General features: G+C 42.5%; 20 protein-coding genes. 12 read left to right on the plus strand and 8 right to left on the minus strand.

The genetic code is table 11. From position 1 onward, the window contains the following. Positions 1-243: 243 nt before the first annotated feature. Complete coding sequence (locus CAL7507_RS18995) at positions 244-1596, minus strand: pentapeptide repeat-containing protein (RefSeq protein ID WP_015130114.1); 1353 nt, start codon at positions 1594-1596, stop codon at positions 244-246. A 583-nt stretch (positions 1597-2179) separates the two neighbouring features. On the opposite strand from CAL7507_RS18995, the gene CAL7507_RS19000 reads away from it, so the two are divergent. After that, positions 2180-2923 (plus strand): tetratricopeptide repeat protein, encoded by a 744-nt coding sequence (locus CAL7507_RS19000; RefSeq protein ID WP_015130115.1) that lies wholly within the window; start codon positions 2180-2182, stop codon positions 2921-2923. Positions 2924-3340: 417 nt separating this feature from the next. On the opposite strand, the gene CAL7507_RS19005 is transcribed toward CAL7507_RS19000, so the two are convergent. From CAL7507_RS19005 to CAL7507_RS19020, 4 genes are all read right to left on the minus strand, one after another. Next, a complete protein-coding gene (locus tag CAL7507_RS19005) occupies positions 3341-5053 on the minus strand; it encodes an NAD+ synthase (protein ID WP_015130116.1) in 1713 nt (570 codons plus the stop codon). Between the two features lie 344 nt (positions 5054-5397). Beyond that, positions 5398-6144, minus strand: a complete 747-nt coding sequence (locus CAL7507_RS19010; protein WP_015130117.1) for an NUDIX domain-containing protein — start codon at positions 6142-6144, stop codon at positions 5398-5400. Next, the gene (locus CAL7507_RS19015) at positions 6105-6704 is read right to left on the minus strand and encodes a nicotinate-nucleotide adenylyltransferase (protein ID WP_015130118.1); all 600 of its coding nucleotides are present in this window, start codon (positions 6702-6704) and stop codon (positions 6105-6107) included. The genes CAL7507_RS19010 and CAL7507_RS19015 overlap by 40 nt, the downstream gene beginning before the upstream one ends. 163 nt (positions 6705-6867) lie before the next feature. After that, on the minus strand, positions 6868-8250 hold the full coding sequence (locus CAL7507_RS19020; protein ID WP_201447911.1) for a nicotinate phosphoribosyltransferase: 1383 nt from the start codon (positions 8248-8250) through the stop codon (positions 6868-6870). A 434-nt stretch (positions 8251-8684) separates the two neighbouring features. Between CAL7507_RS19020 and CAL7507_RS32775 the strand changes: the two genes are divergently transcribed. Further along, entirely contained in the window at positions 8685-8837 is a 153-nt protein-coding gene (locus CAL7507_RS32775) for a hypothetical protein (protein ID WP_015130120.1), read from the plus strand. Between the two features lie 326 nt (positions 8838-9163). Here CAL7507_RS32775 and CAL7507_RS19025 read toward each other — a convergent pair whose 3' ends face one another. Beyond that, complete coding sequence (locus CAL7507_RS19025; RefSeq protein ID WP_015130121.1) at positions 9164-10582, minus strand: LCP family protein; 1419 nt, start codon at positions 10580-10582, stop codon at positions 9164-9166. Positions 10583-10865: 283 nt separating this feature from the next. Continuing rightward, positions 10866-11294, minus strand: a complete 429-nt coding sequence (locus tag CAL7507_RS19030) for a hypothetical protein (RefSeq protein WP_015130122.1) — start codon at positions 11292-11294, stop codon at positions 10866-10868. Positions 11295-11383: 89 nt separating this feature from the next. Between CAL7507_RS19030 and CAL7507_RS19035 the strand changes: the two genes are divergently transcribed. The 10 genes from CAL7507_RS19035 to CAL7507_RS19080 all read left to right on the plus strand — a co-directional run bounded on the left by CAL7507_RS19035 (position 11384) and on the right by CAL7507_RS19080 (position 19462). Next, positions 11384-12532 (plus strand): AI-2E family transporter, encoded by a 1149-nt coding sequence (locus CAL7507_RS19035; protein WP_015130123.1) that lies wholly within the window; start codon positions 11384-11386, stop codon positions 12530-12532. A gap of 137 nt (positions 12533-12669) precedes the next feature. Next, positions 12670-13623 (plus strand): phosphodiester glycosidase family protein, encoded by a 954-nt coding sequence (locus tag CAL7507_RS19040; RefSeq protein WP_015130124.1) that lies wholly within the window; start codon positions 12670-12672, stop codon positions 13621-13623. Positions 13624-13748: 125 nt separating this feature from the next. Further along, positions 13749-14873 carry a site-2 protease family protein gene (locus tag CAL7507_RS19045; RefSeq protein ID WP_015130125.1) on the plus strand — a complete coding sequence of 375 codons (1125 nt, stop codon included), beginning with the start codon at positions 13749-13751 and terminating at the stop codon, positions 14871-14873. 211 nt (positions 14874-15084) lie between these two features. Further along, the gene (locus tag CAL7507_RS19050; RefSeq protein ID WP_015130126.1) at positions 15085-15351 is read left to right on the plus strand and encodes a HigA family addiction module antitoxin; all 267 of its coding nucleotides are present in this window, start codon (positions 15085-15087) and stop codon (positions 15349-15351) included. 54 nt (positions 15352-15405) lie between these two features. Next, entirely contained in the window at positions 15406-16350 is a 945-nt protein-coding gene (locus CAL7507_RS19055; RefSeq protein ID WP_015130127.1) for a DUF4351 domain-containing protein, read from the plus strand. Positions 16351-16865: 515 nt separating this feature from the next. Then, on the plus strand, positions 16866-17285 hold the full coding sequence (locus CAL7507_RS19060; RefSeq protein ID WP_015130128.1) for a XisH family protein: 420 nt from the start codon (positions 16866-16868) through the stop codon (positions 17283-17285). Continuing rightward, positions 17273-17608, plus strand: a complete 336-nt coding sequence (locus CAL7507_RS19065) for a XisI protein (RefSeq protein WP_015130129.1) — start codon at positions 17273-17275, stop codon at positions 17606-17608. The genes CAL7507_RS19060 and CAL7507_RS19065 overlap by 13 nt, the downstream gene beginning before the upstream one ends. 196 nt (positions 17609-17804) lie before the next feature. Next, positions 17805-18410, plus strand: coding sequence for a VWA domain-containing protein (locus CAL7507_RS19070; RefSeq protein ID WP_015130130.1), 606 nt, complete (start codon positions 17805-17807; stop codon positions 18408-18410). A gap of 24 nt (positions 18411-18434) precedes the next feature. Then, positions 18435-19040 (plus strand): VWA domain-containing protein, encoded by a 606-nt coding sequence (locus CAL7507_RS19075; RefSeq protein ID WP_015130131.1) that lies wholly within the window; start codon positions 18435-18437, stop codon positions 19038-19040. 26 nt (positions 19041-19066) lie between these two features. Beyond that, the gene (locus CAL7507_RS19080) at positions 19067-19462 is read left to right on the plus strand and encodes a salt stress protein, Slr1339 family (RefSeq protein WP_015130132.1); all 396 of its coding nucleotides are present in this window, start codon (positions 19067-19069) and stop codon (positions 19460-19462) included. A 401-nt stretch (positions 19463-19863) separates the two neighbouring features. Here CAL7507_RS19080 and CAL7507_RS19085 read toward each other — a convergent pair whose 3' ends face one another. Continuing rightward, a complete protein-coding gene (locus CAL7507_RS19085) occupies positions 19864-20205 on the minus strand; it encodes a helix-turn-helix domain-containing protein (RefSeq protein ID WP_015130133.1) in 342 nt (113 codons plus the stop codon). Positions 20206-20235: the final 30 nt, after the last annotated feature.

Consider the following 20235-nt stretch of genomic DNA (forward strand, 5'->3'; position numbering starts at 1 on the left):
GGGGTTATGTATTAATTAACTATTTCAGCAGTGCTATTAATTAGATAAACCTCGTCCATTTTGAAACCTGGAGTGCGGGCATCTTGCCCGCTACTACCCCAGAGGGAGCAAGATGCTCCCACTACTTTGGAAAACTATAGACTGCTTGCAAAAGTGGTCATTTTCGCGTTCTTCTTTGCGTCTACCCTGCGGGTTCCGCCTACGGCGGTATGCGTGAGGCAAAAAAAGATTTATGCAAGAGGTCTAATGTTCCAACTGATTGGGAATGCCTTCGCAACCACCGGGAATAGTGTTTCTGGTTTGTTCTCCTCCCCAAGTGCAGCAGTAATAACGTGCTGAATCAGACATGCGTTTGACGTTGGTGAAATCGGCATTTTGTACCACTGCGCCGGTGTGTTGGCCAGTTTGGTAGTCTGGTGGTTCGGTGCGACTGCGGGGTGAAGCCTTATCTACGGAACCATAAAATAGACGGATGCCGTTTAAGTCTGCACCATTGAGATTAGCATTGTATAAGATGGTGCGGGAAAGGTTGGCTTTGACTAAGTCACAACTGCTGAGATTAGCACGGACAAGATTAGCTTCACTCAGGTCAGTCCAACGCAAATCGGTTTCAGCCAGGTCTGCGCCGGCTAGCATCACGCCTAAATCGATGACACGTACACCTTCTAGGCGGTCTTCGGCGTAACCACCAACACCGTTGAGAATGGCTCGACCTAGGCGGCGATCGCGTTTTAGTGGTGTCAGCAATTTGGAACGAGAAAGAAAGCGGAGAATTTTCGCTTTACCGCTACCATCGACACTACTGAGAATTGCAGCGGTGCGTCCTTCAGCGATCGCTCTTTCTTGGGGCCAATCTTCTAATAAACCTTCTTCATCTAACACCAAGTCTGAGACACCTTGGAAGTAGGAATCTATTGTCTGCTGCTGAGTGATGATGTTTTGCTGCACTGTGAGCAGGTTTTGCTGAATAGTCAAGTCTTTGGAAATGACGTATTGTCGCCAAGCGACGTAAACAGCGATGATGGCGATGAGAATTTGTCCCAAAGCCCCAAACCAATCTGCTAAAGTACCAGCGATATCCCAGTTTATCTTGCTTCCCCTACTTAGTAAGTAAGTGCCTAAACCAGTGAAGTTTAATATGCCGATGATGGCTACTAAGATACCAAAAAAGGCCACCAACAGCGTTCGGTCTAGGGGCGAAAACCACTCATTGACTACATGTTGCAACCAAGGTAATAACATCGCCAGCGATAACACCAAAGTTATTAGTGTTCCCAAAATGCCGATGATCCAGTTATTTAAAACCAGTCCCACGATAGTGATGGCGATCGCTACTAAGGTAATTAGTAATGCTCTTGGTTTTACAGTGACTGGATAACCAGTGACTGGCTGGCTGAAAGAACGGGCTTGTTTGAGGACTGTGGTATTTTGTGGAGATTGCAAAGACGCGATCGCCGCTAAGGCTTGTTGGCTGGCTAATTCCCCTGGTGTCAGACTGTTTTCACCTGCACCACCATCAAAATCATCTGGTTCCAAGTCGTTTTCGCTAATGGTTTCTGGGGTTGGTTGATCGGAGAAGTTGGATTCATTTGTCATGGTTTGTATTGTGCCCCAGCACACTCATTTCAACAGATGTTCTATGTTAACTGCTACACAGTATGGTAAAGCAAGATTAGCAACCTATAGCAATCTGGTTTGATTTTTGAACGTATTTGCGTAAGTAGGCAATCTTGCTATAGGCAATAGATAATAGGCACTCTTGTAAGAAGGGTAGGAGAGGTGTACTGAGTTTTTTCAAAAGTCAAATAGGAGACCTAATATAACCAGTCATTATTCTATACACCAGCTAGTTTTGATATAAATGATAGGATAGACTCCTTCCAAAAAATATAAATAAAACCATCACTAACCACAGATGAATACTGAATATGACATCTTCCAGTAGCCAACTTTTTTAAATAGTGCCAGGGATCGCACACGGCAAAATTTGGTGAAGTTGTCTCAGATTTCAATCAAGTAATTGTATTATTGATATTGAAAATGTGATTGTTTGGACTAGTTTATGCTAGACTTGTTTTTACAAAAATCACACAGTTAACTAAAAAGAGTAGTGTAAACTGATACTATTTGTTAACACAAACAAGTTCTAGTAGTATACTATCAATTCTGTAGGTGCAGCATGTTATTTTGGCGCTGCTTGATTTCTTCTAGTTTGCTCACTTTCTTCACATCTGGCTGTGGTAGTTGGACAAATTCAACAGCAGAAAATACTAAGCAAGTTGTACAAGAAAGTAATGTTGCTCAACTGCTGATAGAAGCAAAAGCTAGGCAAAAGTCCGAAGACTTTTTAAATCAAGGCAATAATTTGTTAGACGCGCAACGGTATCAAGAAGCTGTAGAATTGTACGACCAAGCGATCGCTATTAAACCGGATAGTGCAGAAGCGTGGATTAACCGAGGAAATGCTCTCAGCTATTTGCACAACTACAAAGACGCGATCACATCTTACAACAAGGCGATCGCCATCCAACCCAATAAGGATGAAGCGTGGTATAATCAGGGTAATGCTTTAAGCTCTTTGCAAAGCTACAAAGCAGCAATAAAAGCATATGACAAAGCGATCGCCATCAAACCTCACAAATATGAAGCTTGGATTAACCGGGGTATTGCTCTGACAAAGTTGCAACGCTACACAGATGCAATAGCATCATATGACAAAGCGATCGCCATTAAGCCAAGCAAGCATGAAGCATATTACAACAAAGCTTGTGCTTACGCCCTACAGCGTAACGTAGAGTTAGCAGTTGCGAACCTCAAAAGAGCAATGCAGCTAGTTCCAAATAAGTACGAAAAATTAGCGAAAACCGATGCAGATTTCGCTAAAGTACGTAACGACAAACGCTTTCAAGAATTAATTCAATAGTTTTTAAGCTATGGAGGGTTTAGCAGTGCTAAACCCCTACGAAAGATGTGTTTTATTTTCACGCATATTTTGCATTTCCTGTCAATGCGTAAGTCCTAAAATTTAGCCCTTTCAAGGTGGTGAAATTCGGAACGAAAATTGGTTATTTCAACCTTTAAAAATCCCAAAATCTGAGCGGATAACTTAGGATGATCACACTAAAGTAACGTATCTTCGTTTGTCACCTTGAAAGGGCTAGTGGTTTGTCAATTTTGTTTTGAGGGGTTTTTGGTAGTGCGGGCCGAAAAGCCCGCGTGAGCGAGACGCTCACACTACAGTCCCTCATTTCAACCCTGACAGACTACTAGTCCTAAAATTATAAAGAATGCGACAAATAGTAGGGGCGAACGGTTGTTCGCCCTAGTTGTTCTATGTTAATTACTTGAGGGTAGGAGTAGGGGAAGCTTTGGCTGGATAGGCATTTTTCAGTGCAAACCAGTTGCTAGCAATTGGCATTCGCCAACCAGTACCGAAGGCGCGATCGGTGATTTTTAATCCTGGAGGTGCTTGTCGGCGCTTAAATTCAGCCCGCGCTACCATCTGGATGACTCGGTCTACAATCACTGGATCGTGGCCTGCGGCGACAACTTGGTCTGCTGATTGGTGGTTGTGAATCAGACGTTGCAAGATGTCGTCTAAAATTTCGTAGGGGGGTAGAGAGTCTTGGTCAACTTGACCGGGTTTGAGTTCGGCGCTTGGTGCTTTATTGAGGACATTTTGGGGAATAATTTCGCGATCGCGGTTTAAGTAGTGGCAAAGTGAATAAACGCGGGTTTTAGGAACGTCTGAAATGACAGCTAAACCGCCATTCATATCACCGTAAAGGGTGCAATAGCCAACCGCCATTTCGGACTTATTACCAGTAGACAATAAGAGATAACCAAATTTATTAGCGATCGCCATTAATAAATTACCCCGAATGCGGGATTGCAGATTCTCTTCAGCAATGCCAAATTCAGTCCCAGCAAACATATCAGCTAGCGATCGATCAAAAGATTGCATGAGGTTAGCGATCGGTAAAATTTGCGCCTTAATCCCCAGATTTTCACTCAATGCCAAAGCATCACTGATAGAATGTTCGGAACTATAAGGTGAAGGCATCAGGATACCGAGGACATTTTCTTTACCAAGTGCAGCAACAGCAATCGCCGCTACTAGTGAAGAATCAATCCCTCCACTTAAACCCAATACTACCTTAGAAAAACGACACTTACGGGCATAATCTCGCACACCCAAAACCAAAGCCTGCCAAATCTCATCATCTTCAGATGCAAATGGGGATGCGACAGTAGCCGATTTTAAATCCTGCTGTGTTTCGTCAAATTCAACTACTACCAAATCAGTTGTAAAACCACTAGCACGGCTAATGATTTCACCTTGACGATTCATCGCAAAACTGCAACCATCAAAGATTAAATCATCATTTCCTCCCACCTGATTAGCATAGATCATCGGTTGTTGAAAACGAACCGCACTATGCCTCAGCATCACTTCTCGAAACTGTTGCTTACCGACACTGTAAGGTGAAGCGGATAAATTCACAATCAAATCCACACCGATAATTGCCAAATCAGCGATGGGATTTACTGTATAACTACGTTTGCCCCAAAATTCTTCATCATTCCATAAATCTTCGCAAATTGTGACACCGATATCGATATTATCTAGAGTGAAATAATTAGCTTGTAATCCTGGCTCAAAATAGCGGCGTTCATCAAATACATCATAGGTAGGCAAAAGCCGTTTATGAAAAACTTGCTTGACCTGTCCCTCTTCTAACAAAGCTATGCTGTTAAATAAAGATTTACCACCTGTGATATGCGCCTTTAAATTCTCTTCAACAGTTCCTACCAAAACAGCTAAATTTGGTGGTAAATCTTGAGCTAATTGTTGTAGGGTGACACCCATCGCTGCCACAAAACTAGGATTTAGTAATAAATCCCTTGGTGGATAGCCGCACAAAGAAAGTTCTGGTGTCAACAACAACCGCGCACCCTCTGCTGCTGCTTGTTTTGCAGCTTCCAGGATTTGTTGGGCATTTCCTGGCAAATCACCAATTGTAGGATTAAGTTGAGCGATCGCAATCTTCATTTTGGATGTTCGCTTTGAGATTTGGGATAGGGAAAAAAGCACAATTAGGAATTATGAAGTTTTAAGACTAGGGCTTATTTATGATTTAACACAGCCTACGTTACTCTGCCCTTAGTACATCTACAGACATCAGTTATCAGTTATCAGTTATCAGTTACTTGTACTGACTAGAGTAGTAGTAGGGTGGGCATTGCCCACCAACACCATGATACGGTGGGCAATGCCCACCCTACTACATATATTTCAAAAATCAAATACCAGTCCTATATCAGTTACTTTTACTGAGCGATAGCAAAAGAGTCCAGAAAAAATTGTTAACTGTTAACTGTTAGCTGTTCACTGATTTAAATGAACACTAAAGGTTTATCTTTAAATGGAGCAAATGCCTCCGCATCAAACTTATACAAACTAGCTGGACGACCAGCACCTCTAGATACTTTAATTCCGGTATCTAATAAAAAACCTAACTTAAGTAAACGCGATCGAAAATTAGAATAATCAGAGAAATTCTCTCCTAAAACAGTAGTGTATAACTGATATAAATCATTCAAGGTAAATGTTTCTGGCAAAACTTCAAAAGCCACCGGACTATACTCCAACTTATTTCGCAAACGTCTGTGTCCATAAGCCAGAACTTCGTGGTGATCAAAAGCTAATTGGGGCACCTCTTTGACTGGATACCAAGCTATACCTGTCACGCCATTAGCAATTAATTCTGCTTCTTCAAATCTGACCAAAGCAAAGTAACTCACTGAGAGATAACGCACACCATAACTATCAGTTGCTTCTCGTGGGTCACGTTTAGGTCCACCAAAGGTATACAATTGTTCTAAGTAGAGATTGTTGACCCGAATTTTCTCTGCCATAATGCGATAAGCGGCATCTTCTAAAGACTCACCTTGACGCACCAAAGTACCGGGAAGACTCCAGTGATTTAAAAATGGTTCCTGCTGTCGCATGACTAAAAGAACTAGCAGTCGATTTTGCGCTGTATCTACAGAGAAAATTACATTATCAACACCCACCTTAAAATCAGCCAAAGGTTGTTGATCTAGCGGAGTTGGAATTTTTTTGTGGTGATGTCCTGGCATTTGTACAAATGCTCTTGATGAATATAGGCAACTATAGGTGGAGTCAAGGCTTCAGCATTTCCATGTTCACGATATGCTGTTGAGGAAATATCAAGACCAGTCAAGCTGGCGATCGCAATCTTTCCTCCCAAATTTTGCACTCCCTCCAAACTAGACTCATCTATCGCATATCCCGGTCGCGGCACTACTAGTAATTGCACTTGGCGTAATAAATCTTCAACTTGATACCAACGGGGTAACTGACCCAATAAATCTGAACCAATCACCAAGGTATACTCAGTATCTTCTCCCCAACGTGCTTGAGCTTTTTCTATCGTCTCCAATGTTCTGAAGCTACTCAATTCTTGTTCCAAAGCCACATTTTGTTGTGGTGCATCGATATCCGCAATCAACAACCGCAACATCGCCGCCCGATGTTCTAAAGGCGTTTGATGAGACTTAAAAGGATTATCCGCTGCCCAAACTGCCACCCAATCATAACGCTCAGACAACCATTTCAGAATCACCTGATGTCCAGCAGTTGGTGGATCGGCACTAGTACCAAACAAAGCAATTCTCATAAGTAGGGATTGGGGATTGGGGATTGGGGATTGGGGATTGGGGATTGGGGACTGGGGATTGGGGACTGGGGATTGGGGACTGGGGATTGGGGACTGGGGATTGGGGACTGGGGACTGGGTATTGGGTATTGGGGATTGGGTATTGGGTATTGGGTATTGGGTATTATTCTCCCCCTGCTCCCCTGCTCCCCTGCTTCCCTGCTCCCCTGCCCCCTGCCCCCTGCCTTATCGTGTCATCAACTAACTGTTGCAGACACGTAGAAATATCCACCTGTACAGAAACAGGATGATCCAAGCGCCTTGTTTCTGCTGGTAGACTGGCAACAGCAGCGGCAGTACGTTGGCGAATTGTGTCCAAGGTGTCTGGTGGTTGCATCCGTTCACCTTCCTTTACCACCAACTGCAATAAAGGTTTTTCGTCCAGAGGATTTTCCGTCACTAATCCCAATCTGTCTGCTTTCACCTTACCTCCCACAAACGAGCGAAAAATCTGCTTGCGTCCTGGATAAGTTGCTTTGCCACTTGATTGTTTCATGACTGGGATGCCGTCAATTTCGACTAGTTTATAAACTCCATTTACCGGCGCACCTGTAACTAGTCGCGTTCCTAAGCCATAGCCGTCAATCTGGGCACCGGCTGCTTTTAGCCGGGCAATTTCCCACTCATCCAAGTCGCCACTAGCAAAAATTGATACTCCAGGAAGTAGCGATCGCACTTCTTGGGACAAAGTCACCAAATCTCCAGAGTCCAACCTTACACCAGTCAATTTCATTTCCCCGGAATTTACTTTTTGGGACAACCGCTGGGCAGCAGCGATCGTATCGTAAGTATCAATCAGCAGCGAAGCACCCGGAAAATATTCATGAAACGCCGTAAAAGCTTGTTCTTCACTGCCTGCCATTGCTGACAGTGCCATAACCAAGGCGTGAGCCATCGTACCACTTGGTTTCTCGCCCAGTTGTAGCGCTGCTAACACATTTGATGTGGCATCTAATCCACCCGCTAAGGCTGCCCTTGAAGCCCACAATGCCCCTTGGGGACTAAATGCTCGTCTTGCACCAAATTCCAGCAGTGTGGTTTGCTCTCCCACCACATCCCTGAGCCTTGCTGCTTTGGTGGCAATCAATGTTTGATAATTAAGCGTATTTAATAGGTAGGTTTCTACTAACTGTGCTTGCCATAGGGGTGCTTCGATTCGCAACAACGGTTGATTGGCAAATACCGCCGTCCCTTCTGGTACTGCCCACACATCGCCAGTAAAACCTCCTTGGGCGAGTAATGACCAAAAGCGATCGCTCACATTCGCAAAAATCCCCGTCGCCTGTAAAGCCGCTATCTGAGCAGTACTAAAGCGGAATTTTTCTAAATACTCCAACGCCTGGGTTAACCCCATAGCAATTAAATAACCAAAACCCTCAGGTAAACGCCTAGCAAACAACTCAAAGCTAGCTCGTTTTTGTTCTATACCCTCACCTGTGTAACAAGCCGCCATTGTTAGCTGGTAAAGGTCTGTCAACAGGCTGTAATCATCAGCAGTAACAGTCATTTCTGAGTTGTGACGCTGATTTATATCTATATCCAATTCTCTTAAAGTTTTCATCCCAGAGCGTCCTTACAAGAATGCCGCTTTTATTTATGGTAACTTTCACCATAAATAATGTCAATGGATTGGGGATTGGGGATTGGGGATTGGGGATTGGGGATTGGGGACTGGGGATTGGTTATTATTTCCCTCATCTTCCCATTGCCTATTGCCCATTGCCTATTGCCTATTGCCTTTTTTTATGACAAATAACAAATAAACATTTATAATCTGAAAGGAAGTTTTAAATAACAGACAAGCTAAAGTATTACAAACTTATCTGAATAACTATTGCGGAAGTTGTTGATATATTGAGAATCCGAGCTAGCAGGGATTATCTGAACTAAAGTGTAAATATCGCCATCAATAAGCGACTAAGAAAATAGGAGTCTCAGATTATGGCTATTTCTAGAATTATCGCTAGCATAACCCAATATATTTCTGAAGCGGCAATGCGGATATTTGGGCCTACTGATGATGCTTATCCAGCAACTGGTATGCAACCATTTGCAGGCGAACCTTATAAAAAAGGTACAGCCGATAACTGGTAGATATAAACGACTTATTTGTGAATAAAGAAAACTAAAGACGTGAAGAAAAACCTCACGTCTTTTTGTCATTGTTCATTTGTCATTGGTGCAGCCCTACGTTTGAGTAATCGCTGCAGAGCCTAGTACACAACGGTGCAAATAAACCAAGCATTATGAAACGTCCAAAGGCTTACTGTACTAGCGCGGCAAGCTAAAAATGTTTGGTTGACAAAATGCAAGATGTCATTAGCGTTTTCAGATTTATTGCACCCAGCAAATTAAGGTTGCCGTGCTAGTACAAATTTCTTCATTTCAGCCTTCATACTTCAGACTTTTGACTTGCGGTACTAGGGTTTTTGAGACTTCTCTGGAATCGCTTTTTGTTGTAACCAATCTTTACCTACTTGGATGCTGACATCTGAACCAAGATTGCCAGTGCTTTCTACGCGGACTTCCCCAAAACCCAACGTTTGACGAATTGTTTCCGCACTGTTGTCATCACCTTGTTGGGCAACAATGTGAGTTACGTCTAAAGGTTCGCCCCAAGCTTTAGCTATATAAACATTGCGATATCCAGCTTTTTCTAGGCTTCTGATTAAAGGTCGGAGGTTGGTGCGATCGCCGCCTGTACTGTCTTGAATTGCTACGCGCAAAGCACCTGGTTCTGCAACCTGCGGTTGATCTGGTGATTCTAGACCAAAGTGTTGCGCCATCAATTTGGCAATACTATTTTTATTTGGCAACCAATAGCTAGCATCGTACTCACCCTTCTCGCTAAAGCGACCAGGCAGCATTAACATTTGCATACTAGAGCGGTTGGTTCTTACCCCAAAACCCACTAGCGCCACTAATTCCTCAACCGTCAAATTAGTGTCAATATGTTCCTTAACTACCTCCAGAATTTTAGGCAATTGAGCCACAGTTGCTGGATTCAGGGTCTGATCCATCAAAGCACGAAGCACCATTTGCTGGCGCTGAATGCGGCCAATATCTCCTAGTTCATCATGGCGAAAACGGAGTAATTGCATCGCCTGTTCGCCTTTGAGATGTTGCTTACCCGCCTTCAAATTGATGTATAGATGTTGGGAATCATCTTGGTACTTCATATCTTTGGGAACATAAACTGTCACCCCGCCCAAAGCATCAATAAGCTTGGCAACTCCCAAAACGTTAATCCGGATATAGCGATCGATTCCTGCGCCACTCAAGAGGTTGCTGACAGTTTTGGCAGTCAAAGCTGGCCCGCCTTCCAGATTGGCAGCATTAATTTTTCTCGTCCCATACCCCTCTATTTGAGTGCGGGTATCTCTGGGAATAGATAGCATAACCATCTTTTTCGTTTCTGGATCAAATTTGACCAAGAGCATGACATCAGAAAGACCATCAAAAGAATTTACCTGGGGTAAATATTTGAGATTTTTGATTTCGGCTGGAGGGTCTTTGATATCTGGGGGCAGTACACTCATCCCCATAACCAAGAGATTGACGGGGCGAGTTAACTGCGAAAATCGCAATCCACTTCCAGAAATGCGATCGCCATCAAATACCGCTTCCTCTTGGGGACTGAGTTGGGCTTGCTGCAACGGCGTACTGGTTAAAGAAACCGCCAACAACGCCCCTGCCGTTGCTGAAACCATAGCAATACCACTCATCCCCACCCAAAACCACAGCCAACGTCCGGCTTTAGAATTGGGGGAATTTTTCTCGCTGGAGTTAGAGACATTTGCTGACTGGTTGTCTTCCGCCGAAGTTCTTTGAATGGTCACAGACTTCCTCACACTTACTGAGCAATTTCGGTAAATTTGTAGACTAATAAATATGCAGACAAATCAACCAATGATAGCTAATTCTTAATTATTAGTGCTAACTTTTTCACTGTTGTGTCAACCACAACACTTATAGCAGTCTTTTCGTTTATTTGCGGCAGATTCCGCAATCTTTATATTGAAGTATGACAACAATAATCTGGTTTGACCAGGTCTATCGAGCGATCGTCTATCATTTGCCTGAAAATCAGTAATACCACTGAGTTAAGCATTCTTCTTGACATTAAGATAAATATTTGCTGTGTATTCGCTCGGAAAAATTACTAAACCCAGGTAATCGGTTAGACTTGCCCTGAATGAGGCGAAGGATCAACAAGACACTGACCAAAAAGTAACTGGAGGTGAAAAAGCTATTCAGGATAAGTAAACGCAGTGCCAAAAATTCTGAAGTTTCAGCCCCGGTTATCAACAACAGGTATCCCAAAAGCCAGGTAAACGCCAAAGTAATAGACAGACGACTCACCGCAACTTGTTCCCGACTTCCTTGACGGCGATAGAGAGTCCACAGAGAGGGGAAGAAACCAATTACCGGAATCACATACAAAAGTAGCTGGAATTTGGGCAGTGGGAATGGGGCATTGAGTTCGTCGGGTTTTTCCCAGTCCCCAGCCTCTTCAGTCGGTAAATTGTCAATTGGTTGATGATTTTCCATAAATAGAAGGATGAATGAGAGTAATGTAATTAGAGATAATAGGCTGTAAAGAAGGAATCTATTTAGTTTTATCCCGTAATCGGCTAAAGATGCAGACACGCAAGCTATTCGACTGGTGGGAAACACTAACACCTATAGCACGCATCGGAGCGATCGCACTGGTCATTCCGTTGCTAGTTCTTAATGGTTGGGCGATTTCGGCAATTTTTAATTATTTCCACTCCTTGATAGTCATTTTAGTCGGAGCCTCAGTTTTAGCTTTTCTGCTCAACTACCCTGTTAGCTGGATGGAGCGTCACGGTGCGAGGCGAGAGCCAATTGCTATTTTAGTTTTTTTATTGGCTTTATCGATTTTATTGGCCTTGGGTGTGACTCTTTTCCCCTTAGCTCTGACTCAAGCGCAACAACTGGTGGCCCGCCTACCAGAGTTGATTGACTCTGGACGCTCTCAGTTAATGATGTTAAACGAGAAAGCAGAAATTTTTGGTTTACCGATTAACCTTGATGCTTTAGTTGTGCAAATCAACGATCGCGTCAAAGGACAACTACAAGCGATCGCCGGACAAGTCCTGAATCTGGCTGTGGTTACAGTCACTAGCATCCTAGACTTTGTCTTGACGATGATCTTAACTTTCTATCTCTTGCAGCATGGCGGTGAACTCTGGGAGAGTTTAGTCGAATGGCTACCCTCCAGGTTTCGTGACCCTTTCTCGAAAACATTACGCCTGAGCTTTCAAAATTTCTTTATCACCCAACTGATTTTAGCTACCTGTATAGCATCAGCCCTGATTCCTACGTTTTTGTGGCTAAAAGTGCCATTTGGCTTACTATTTGGCTTAACAATTGGCATCATGGCTCTCGTACCCTTTGGTGGCTCTGTGGGTATCGCCCTCACTACCTTGTTAGTGGCGTTGCAAGATGTCTGGATGGGAGCGAGAGTATTGATGGCTGCAGTTATCGTGCAGCAAATTCTCGAAAACTTAATTGCTCCACGCATCTTAGGGAGTTTTACTGGCTTAAATCCTGTTTGGGTAGTGATTTCCGTATTGACAGGCGCAAGAATTGGCGGATTGTTGGGTGTAATTGTCGCGGTGCCTACTGCGGTGGTAATTAAAACCGCCTTAAGTGCCCTACGTCCTGAAATACCAAGTAGCGAAATAGATAACATCAAACCAGAGGAGATAACTGCACCTGAAGCGAAAAACCCCCTGAGCATTTCGGAAGCGACATCACCATAAAGGGAACGGTTGACGGTTGACTGTTAAAAAACATCCAATCTGTAGAGTGCGTCAGGAAATCATCTAAATGCTGCAGTTTTAACAGTGAGCTTAGTCGAACTGCTAAATATCTAGGACTGACACACCCTGCAAATTTAATGAAAAAACACGGACACCAAAAAACTTTCCAGCCTGTTAACAGTTCCCTATTCCCTGCTATATATATCCGAAGATTTTTGATCGCTGTTGGCTTCAATCTGCTGCTGCTATCGCCATTACTCTTTTATAGCTGGCGTTGTTTGTTGCGTCCACCCCGCACAAATCAACAGCAAGCATTATTTAATGGTATTGTTTATCAACGCCGTGCTTTGTCTGCGCCACGTCCTGTGATGATCCATATCCTCACCGTTGACTTGACAGCACCAGGAGTAAAAGCTTTAGTCACTCCAGGAATTCCCAATCAAAGTCAGGGAATCACTAAAGCTAAAACTACATCAGAATTTCTGAGCGAATTTAAGTTGCAACTAGCAATCAATGCTAGCTACTTCCATCCTTTTCGCGAAAACAACCCTTGGGACTATTACCCTCACAGTGGCGACACTTCCTATGCTTTAGGAGATGCAATTTCTAATGGTTCTCGCTATGCAACACCACAAAAACGTTGGGCTGTAGTGTGCATTTCTCAACGCAATATTGCTCAAATTGTGGCAAGTGGTAAGTGTCCAGCAGACACAGTTCAAGGAGTTGCAGGGCAGCAAATTTTGGTTGTCAATGGCCAGCCTGTGATTTCTCAATCTTTTGATGATAAGCCTTATCCACGGGTGGCAGTGGCTGTCAACCGAGATGGTAAAAAACTGTGGTTGATTATTGTGGACGGTAAGCAAAAGCTTTACAGTGAAGGGCTGACTCTGGCTGAGTTAACAAAAACTGTCTTAGAACTAGGTGCTGATGCCGCACTTAATATGGATGGTGGCGGTTCTACTACATTAGCGATCGCCACCAGCAACGGAGTTAAGGTGTTAAATGCACCCATTCATACCAATGTACCCATGCGTGAGCGCCCAGTCGCCAATCACCTCGGATTTTTCGCTACACCAACGACCAATGACTAATAACCACACCTTAACGGACGGACACCACTACCGTTATAAAGATTAAAATTGCTTAACACTTCGTTACACTAGAGACATCAAGAGGAAAAACCAAACCTCTTGTCCTCAAATCAAAGGTGAACGATATGAATGGCACAATTCGCGTCGGTAATCTCTTCGGTATTCCCTTCTACATCCATCCTTCATGGTTCTTAGTTCTGGGCTTGGTAACTTGGAGCTATAGTAGTGGACTAGCGGCGGAATTTCCCCAATTGGCTGGGGGGTTAGCTTTGCTACTAGGATTGATGACAGCGCTGTTGTTATTTGCCTCTGTCGTCGCCCATGAATTAGGACATAGCTTTGTTGCTATTCGTCAAGGAATTGATGTCAAATCCATCACACTATTTATATTTGGCGGGTTAGCGAGTTTAGAAAAAGAATCAAAAACCCCAGGTGAAGCATTTTGGGTAGCGATCGCTGGTCCTTTAGTTAGCTTACTGCTGTGTGGTCTAATCACAGTGGTTGGTATCACTACAGCGGCATCAGGAGCAGCAGCCGCAATCCTTGGTGTTTTGGCTTCTGTAAACTTGGCATTAGCGTTGTTTAACCTGATTCCTGGCTTGCCTTTAGATGGTGGGAATATACTTAAAGCCTTAGTGTGGAAAATCACAGGCAATCCCTACAAAGGCGTAACCGTTGCTAGTCGAGTGGGACAAATATTTGGCTGGGTAGCGATCGCCTCTGGTTTAATTCCCCTACTATTATCTGGTAGCTTCAACAACTCCTGGAACTTAATCATCGGTTACTTCTTGCTGCAAAATGCCGGTAATGCAGCGCAATTCGCCAGAGTGCAAGAAAAACTCACAGGTTTAACCGCTGAAGATGCAGTAACTCCAGATAGCCCAATTGTTTCTGCTAGTTTAACTCTGCGAGAGTTTGCTGATGAACAAGTATTAAACGGTCAAGGCTGGCAGCGGTTTTTAGTGACTGACGATGAAGGACAATTGATAGGTGCTGTAACTGTCAATGACTTGCGAACCATCCCCACAACACTATGGTCAGAAACTCAAGTTAAACAAGTCATGCGACCCATAACTGAATCTACCACAGTCCAATCTGATCAACCACTTTTGGAAGTAGTACAGCTTCTAGAACAACAAAAGCTTTCCACACTTCCAGTAATTCGTGACAACGGCGTACTAGTAGGAATCTTAGAAAAAGCAGCGATTATTCAACTAATTCAAAACAGATCCCAACTTCACCCTGCATAGTTCCTAATTGAAAATACTCCTTCTCGAATCAACCTCAGAATTTCTGAGGTTTTTTTTGGTTGGGTGTTCAGGCGATCGCTTTTGCAGTGAGAATAAAAAATGATCAGTGGCGTTTAATCTTGACAGTAGATGAGGATGATCAAGGAAATTACCTCACAATAATCGACATCGAAGACTACCACTAACATTTATCAGCAAGGGAGACAGTAATATGAGCCAGAATCTAGCACCAGCGAGAGTACAAACACCAGGAAAAATTTTAAGTCGCGAATTAGAAGCGCGTAGCTGGACACAGAAAGATTTAGCAGAAATCATGGGTCGTCCAGTTCAAATTATTAACGAAATTATCCGGGGAAGTAAGCAAATTACACCTGAAACAGCTATCGAACTCTCACTCGCTTTGGGGACTTCTCCTGAGTTCTGGACGAACCTGGAAGCAAAGTATCGACTACATCTAGATTTTCCTATTTCCCAATGAGCGATCGCAATTTATTTTATCATTAGAACATGGGTATTATCTACAAATCAACTCATGAACGAGGAATTAGAAAGAGCCGATAACGATTCACCGTGGAAGGAAATATTAGAAGCATATTTTCCCCAAGCAATGCAATTTTTCTTCCCGAAAACAGCAGCACTAATTGACTGGGAACGTCCCCACGAATTCCTCGATAAGGAATTTCAACAAATAGCCCGTGAAGCTGAACAGGGAAGAAGATATGCAGATAAATTAGTGAAAGTTTGGCAACTTGCAGGACAGGAAATTTGGCTATTAATTCATGTTGAAATCCAAGCAAAACCAGAAGATGCCTTTTCAGAAAGGATGTTTTCCTACAACCTGCGGATTTTTGACAAATTTTCTAAACCTGCCATCAGTTTAGCGATTTTGTGCGACACTGACACAACATGGCGACCACACCAATATAGTTATGATTATCCCGACACCAGATTAAACTTTGAATTTGGAACCGTCAAATTGCTGGATTACCAAAATCGTTGGGCAGAATTAGAAGCCAGCGACAATCCTTTTGCTACGGTGGTAATGGCACATTTGAAAACACAGGAGACGACTAAAAAGCTAGGAGAACGAAAAACTTGGAAATTCAGTTTAATTCGTCGATTGTACGAACAAGGGTGGCAAGAAAGAGATATTCGCAACCTATATCGATTTATCGATTGGGTTATGATTTTACCAAAGGCATTGGAAGCAGAATTTTGGCAAGAGTTTAAGCAATTCGAGCAGGAGCAAAGTATGAGCTATGTAACAACTGGTGAGCGCATTGGCTACGAACGTGGACAACAAAATCTCATTCTAAGACTACTACAAAAACGGGTGGGAGAGTTACCGCAATCGGTGCGCGATCGCATTCAGTCTCTTTCTCTCAATCAATTAGAAGCGTTAGGCGAGGCTTTGTTAGATTTTACAGGACTAGAGGATTTACTTGCCTGGTTATCAGCAAATTTTACTGAGCAGTGATTACTGCTCATTGATATATCCCATGATTTAGCAGTGCTAAGTTTCTTTCAAATCCAAGCATGACAGATTCAAATAATTCTTACTCAAATGCCAGCGCTAGCTAGAATTGTTTAAACAATTGCTGCTCGTGCTGTAGCATTTGTAAGAATTGTTTAAGTATTTGTAAGTCAGCTATAAGCAATTGCTGCACGCGCGGCAATCAGAGTAACACACGTTATATTATTTATAAGTAATACTTAAGTTTTTGTATCTCATGTATAAGTCGTTGTCGCTTTTGCTCAAGCGTGAGTATCTCATGTTGCATGATCTATAAAAAATGCTTTAATCATTGCAGCAATTATTGTAACCACGTTATATATCAATATTTTATAGGGAAGTGTCATTGCGATCGCACTCTGGATCGCTTTGATGTGAGAGCAATCAACTAAAATTGGATGGAGGATGCGATCGCCTAACTCGTTTTTATATTTGAGGCTAATTGCTAAAATACTTACAGAAGGTTCTAGTGGCGGTATATGTCAGCCAAAGATAAATTTCACGATGCCGTCAAAGTAGCACTGCAAAAAGATGGGTGGGTGATTACTGATGACCCATTACGCATTCGTATCAGCTCGACAACGAAACTTTACATCGACTTGGGAGCAGAGAAAATTATTGCGGCTGAACGTGATGCACAAAAAATAGCTGTTGAAGTCAAAAGTTTTTTGGGTACTTCTGCAATGGCTGAATTCCATACAGCAATTGGACAGTATATTAACTACCGCTATGCTTTAGCAGATTTTGGTTATGAACAAACTCTATATTTAGCAATAACCTCGGTTATTTATAATGATTTTTTTGTACAGCCATTTGTGGACAAAGTAATTCAACGCAGTCAAGTGAATTTACTAATTTTTGATGCTGAAAAAGAAGAGGTTGTACGATGGCAAAGCTAGAAAAATATAGAAAGTGTATTGAGCAATTACTCACACAATATGCGGCACATGATTCAGGTGAAGATGGTGTAGAAACACAAAAGCTTTTCGATACTGAGCATGACCACTATCAACTGTCTTACGTGGGTTGGCACAATCAACGCAGGATATACGGTCCAGTGATGCATTTAGATATTAAGGATGACAAAATTTGGATTCAGTGGAATGGTACGGAAGATGATATCGCTGCTGAGTTAATGGAGATGGGTGTATTAAAACAAGATATTGTGTTGGGATTTCACCCACCCGGAATACGTCAGTTTACAGATTTTGCCGTGGGGTAGGCGGATATAATATCATTTCACCAATTGAAAGCCGGAGGGAAACTCTATCTCTAGGAGCGGGTGAAGGTTTGGAGCATTGGCCAAAGACTATGTATCAAGCCCTATTATAATCATTGTTACAAACCAACCTCAGTAGATGCGATGCGATCGCCCAGCGGTTAGACTAGAACCACAAGGTAGCAACCAAAGGAAGATCATGATGAGCGATCGCGACTATACATTAATTATTGACAAAAGTGGTAGTATGTCCACTCCTGACCAAGCAGGTGGTAGAAGTAGATGGGAGATAGCCCAAGAGTCTACTCTCGCTTTGGCTAGAAAGTGCGAACAGTTTGATCCTGATGGGATAACTGTTTACGTGTTTTCTGGGAAATTTAAACGTTACGAAAATGTCACTTCAGCCAAAGTTGCACAGATATTTCAAGAAAATGACCCTGCTGGCACAACTAACTTAGCAAGTGTCCTCCAAGATGCACTCAATAATTACTTTAAACGTAAAAATGCTGGTACAACTCAGCCCAATGGTGAGACAATTTTAGTGATTACTGATGGCGAACCAGATGATCGCAAAGCGGTATTTGAGGTAATTATCACTGCCACACGTCAGATGGATCGTGATGAAGAATTAGCAATTTCCATGATTCAAGTGGGTTCTGATGCTCAAGCCACTAAGTTTCTCAAAGCTTTAGATGACCAATTGCAAAGTGTTGGCGCTAAATTTGATATCTGCGATACCATCACTTTAGATGACTTAGAAGACATGAGTCTTGCAGATGTCTTGATGGCAGCGATAACTGACTAATAATTAATAACTGGAGTTTGAGATATGCTAGAAAATCGTGATTACACCTTAATTATTGACAAAAGTGGCAGCATGGCTACCCCAGATCAAAAAGGTGGGAGAAGTAGATGGTTAGCAGCACAAGAATCTACTTTAGCTCTAGCTAGTAAATGTGAGCAATTTGATCCAGATGGCATCACTATTTATGTATTTTCTGGCAAATTTAAGCGTTATGAAAATGTCACCTCTGCCAAAGTTGCACAAATTTTTCGAGAAAATGATCCATCAGGGACTACCGACTTAGCTGGAGTATTAAAACATGCTACTGATGATTACTTGCAACGGAAGTCTGCTGGTCAAACCAAGGCTAATGGTGAGACAATTTTAGTTGTTACTGATGGTGAACCAGACGATCGCAAAGCTGTGATGAAGGTAATTATAGAAGCTTCTCGCCGTCTGGATCGTGACGAAGAACTAGCTATTTCCTTCATTCAAGTTGGTACAGATGTCCAGGCTACGCGCTTTCTCAAAGTCTTAGATGATGAACTCCAAGGGGCTGGTGCTAAGTTCGATATCTGTGACACAATTACAATGGAAGATATGGAAGATTTGAGTCTATCAGAAGTGCTACTCAATGCCATTAATGACTAGCCATTTTCTTGAGAGGATTTGGAACAATGGATGAGATTGAAAAGCTGTTAGCTGAACTTCAAACTGAATATAAGGAAGCAAAACCTATTCAGCAGCAGCCGCAAACAAATACAGCCAAACCATTCATCCAATCACTACCAAAATCTCCATCATTCATGGATGGACTTTTGGAGCAAGTCAAGGCTGATTTTATAGAGAAGGATCAGGCTGAGGAGTTGAGAAGACAGCAAGAAAAAGCACAGGAAAGAATTCGACAAGAACAACTGCAAGCCAAGCAACTAGAGACTTTGAAAAATCATGCAAGAGAGTGGCTAGATAAATTAGATCCATTCTCATCCGAAGGACTTTGGTTTGAAAGATTTGCGGAAGGATACCCTTCAAAATTAGAAGCTGCGATTGAATATTTACGAAACAATCAATAAGTTAATAGTAATTAAACTATATTTAAGCGCTGCTTAAAAGTAATTATTAAGTTATGTGTAGGGTGGGCAATACCTAGGCTGTTAACTTTGATGGAATTTTCAAGTTTTTGGTTCATGCTATTTTTGTGCGAGTGTAAAATCTCTTTCCTGTCATTGCGAGCGGAGCGAAGCAATCCCCGCGATTGCTTCGCTCCGCTCGCAATGACTACACAAATTTTGCCTGAATTTTTATCACCTAAAAAAGCACAGAGTCAACAGCCTAGGCAATGCCCACAAAAACCCGGATCTGGTGGGCATTGCCCACCCTACATATATGTTTTGCGAAAATAAAATATGTATCTTATAATTACTGGGAATTGTTGTTAATATAATTTCCTGTTTAAGCATTACTTATGATTAATTTAAGAATGGTCTATTTGTGCTAAATTCTGCACAGCCCATTCATGCATGGCATAGAGAATTGGTTGTAAGCTTTCTCCCAAAGGCGTTAATGAATATTCGACTTTTGGGGGAATTTGTGCATAAACCTCTCGATGAATAATGCCGTCTTCCTCCATTTCTCTAAGTTGCTGGGTGAGCATTTTTTGGGTAATTCCGGGTAAAGACCTCTGCAATTCCCCAAAACGTTTTATGCCTGCCATTAATTCTCTGATAATTAAAACTTTCCAGCGTCCGCCAATTATCTTGAGCGTAGTTTCTACTGCACAAGTTAGCCTAGTGTGGTTTTCTGCTTCAGCTTTCATGGTTTCTTTTTAGTAAGTACCTTACTTTTA

The sequence above is a fragment of the Calothrix sp. PCC 7507 genome, from assembly GCF_000316575.1.
In the GTDB taxonomy this organism is placed as follows: domain Bacteria; phylum Cyanobacteriota; class Cyanobacteriia; order Cyanobacteriales; family Nostocaceae; genus Fortiea.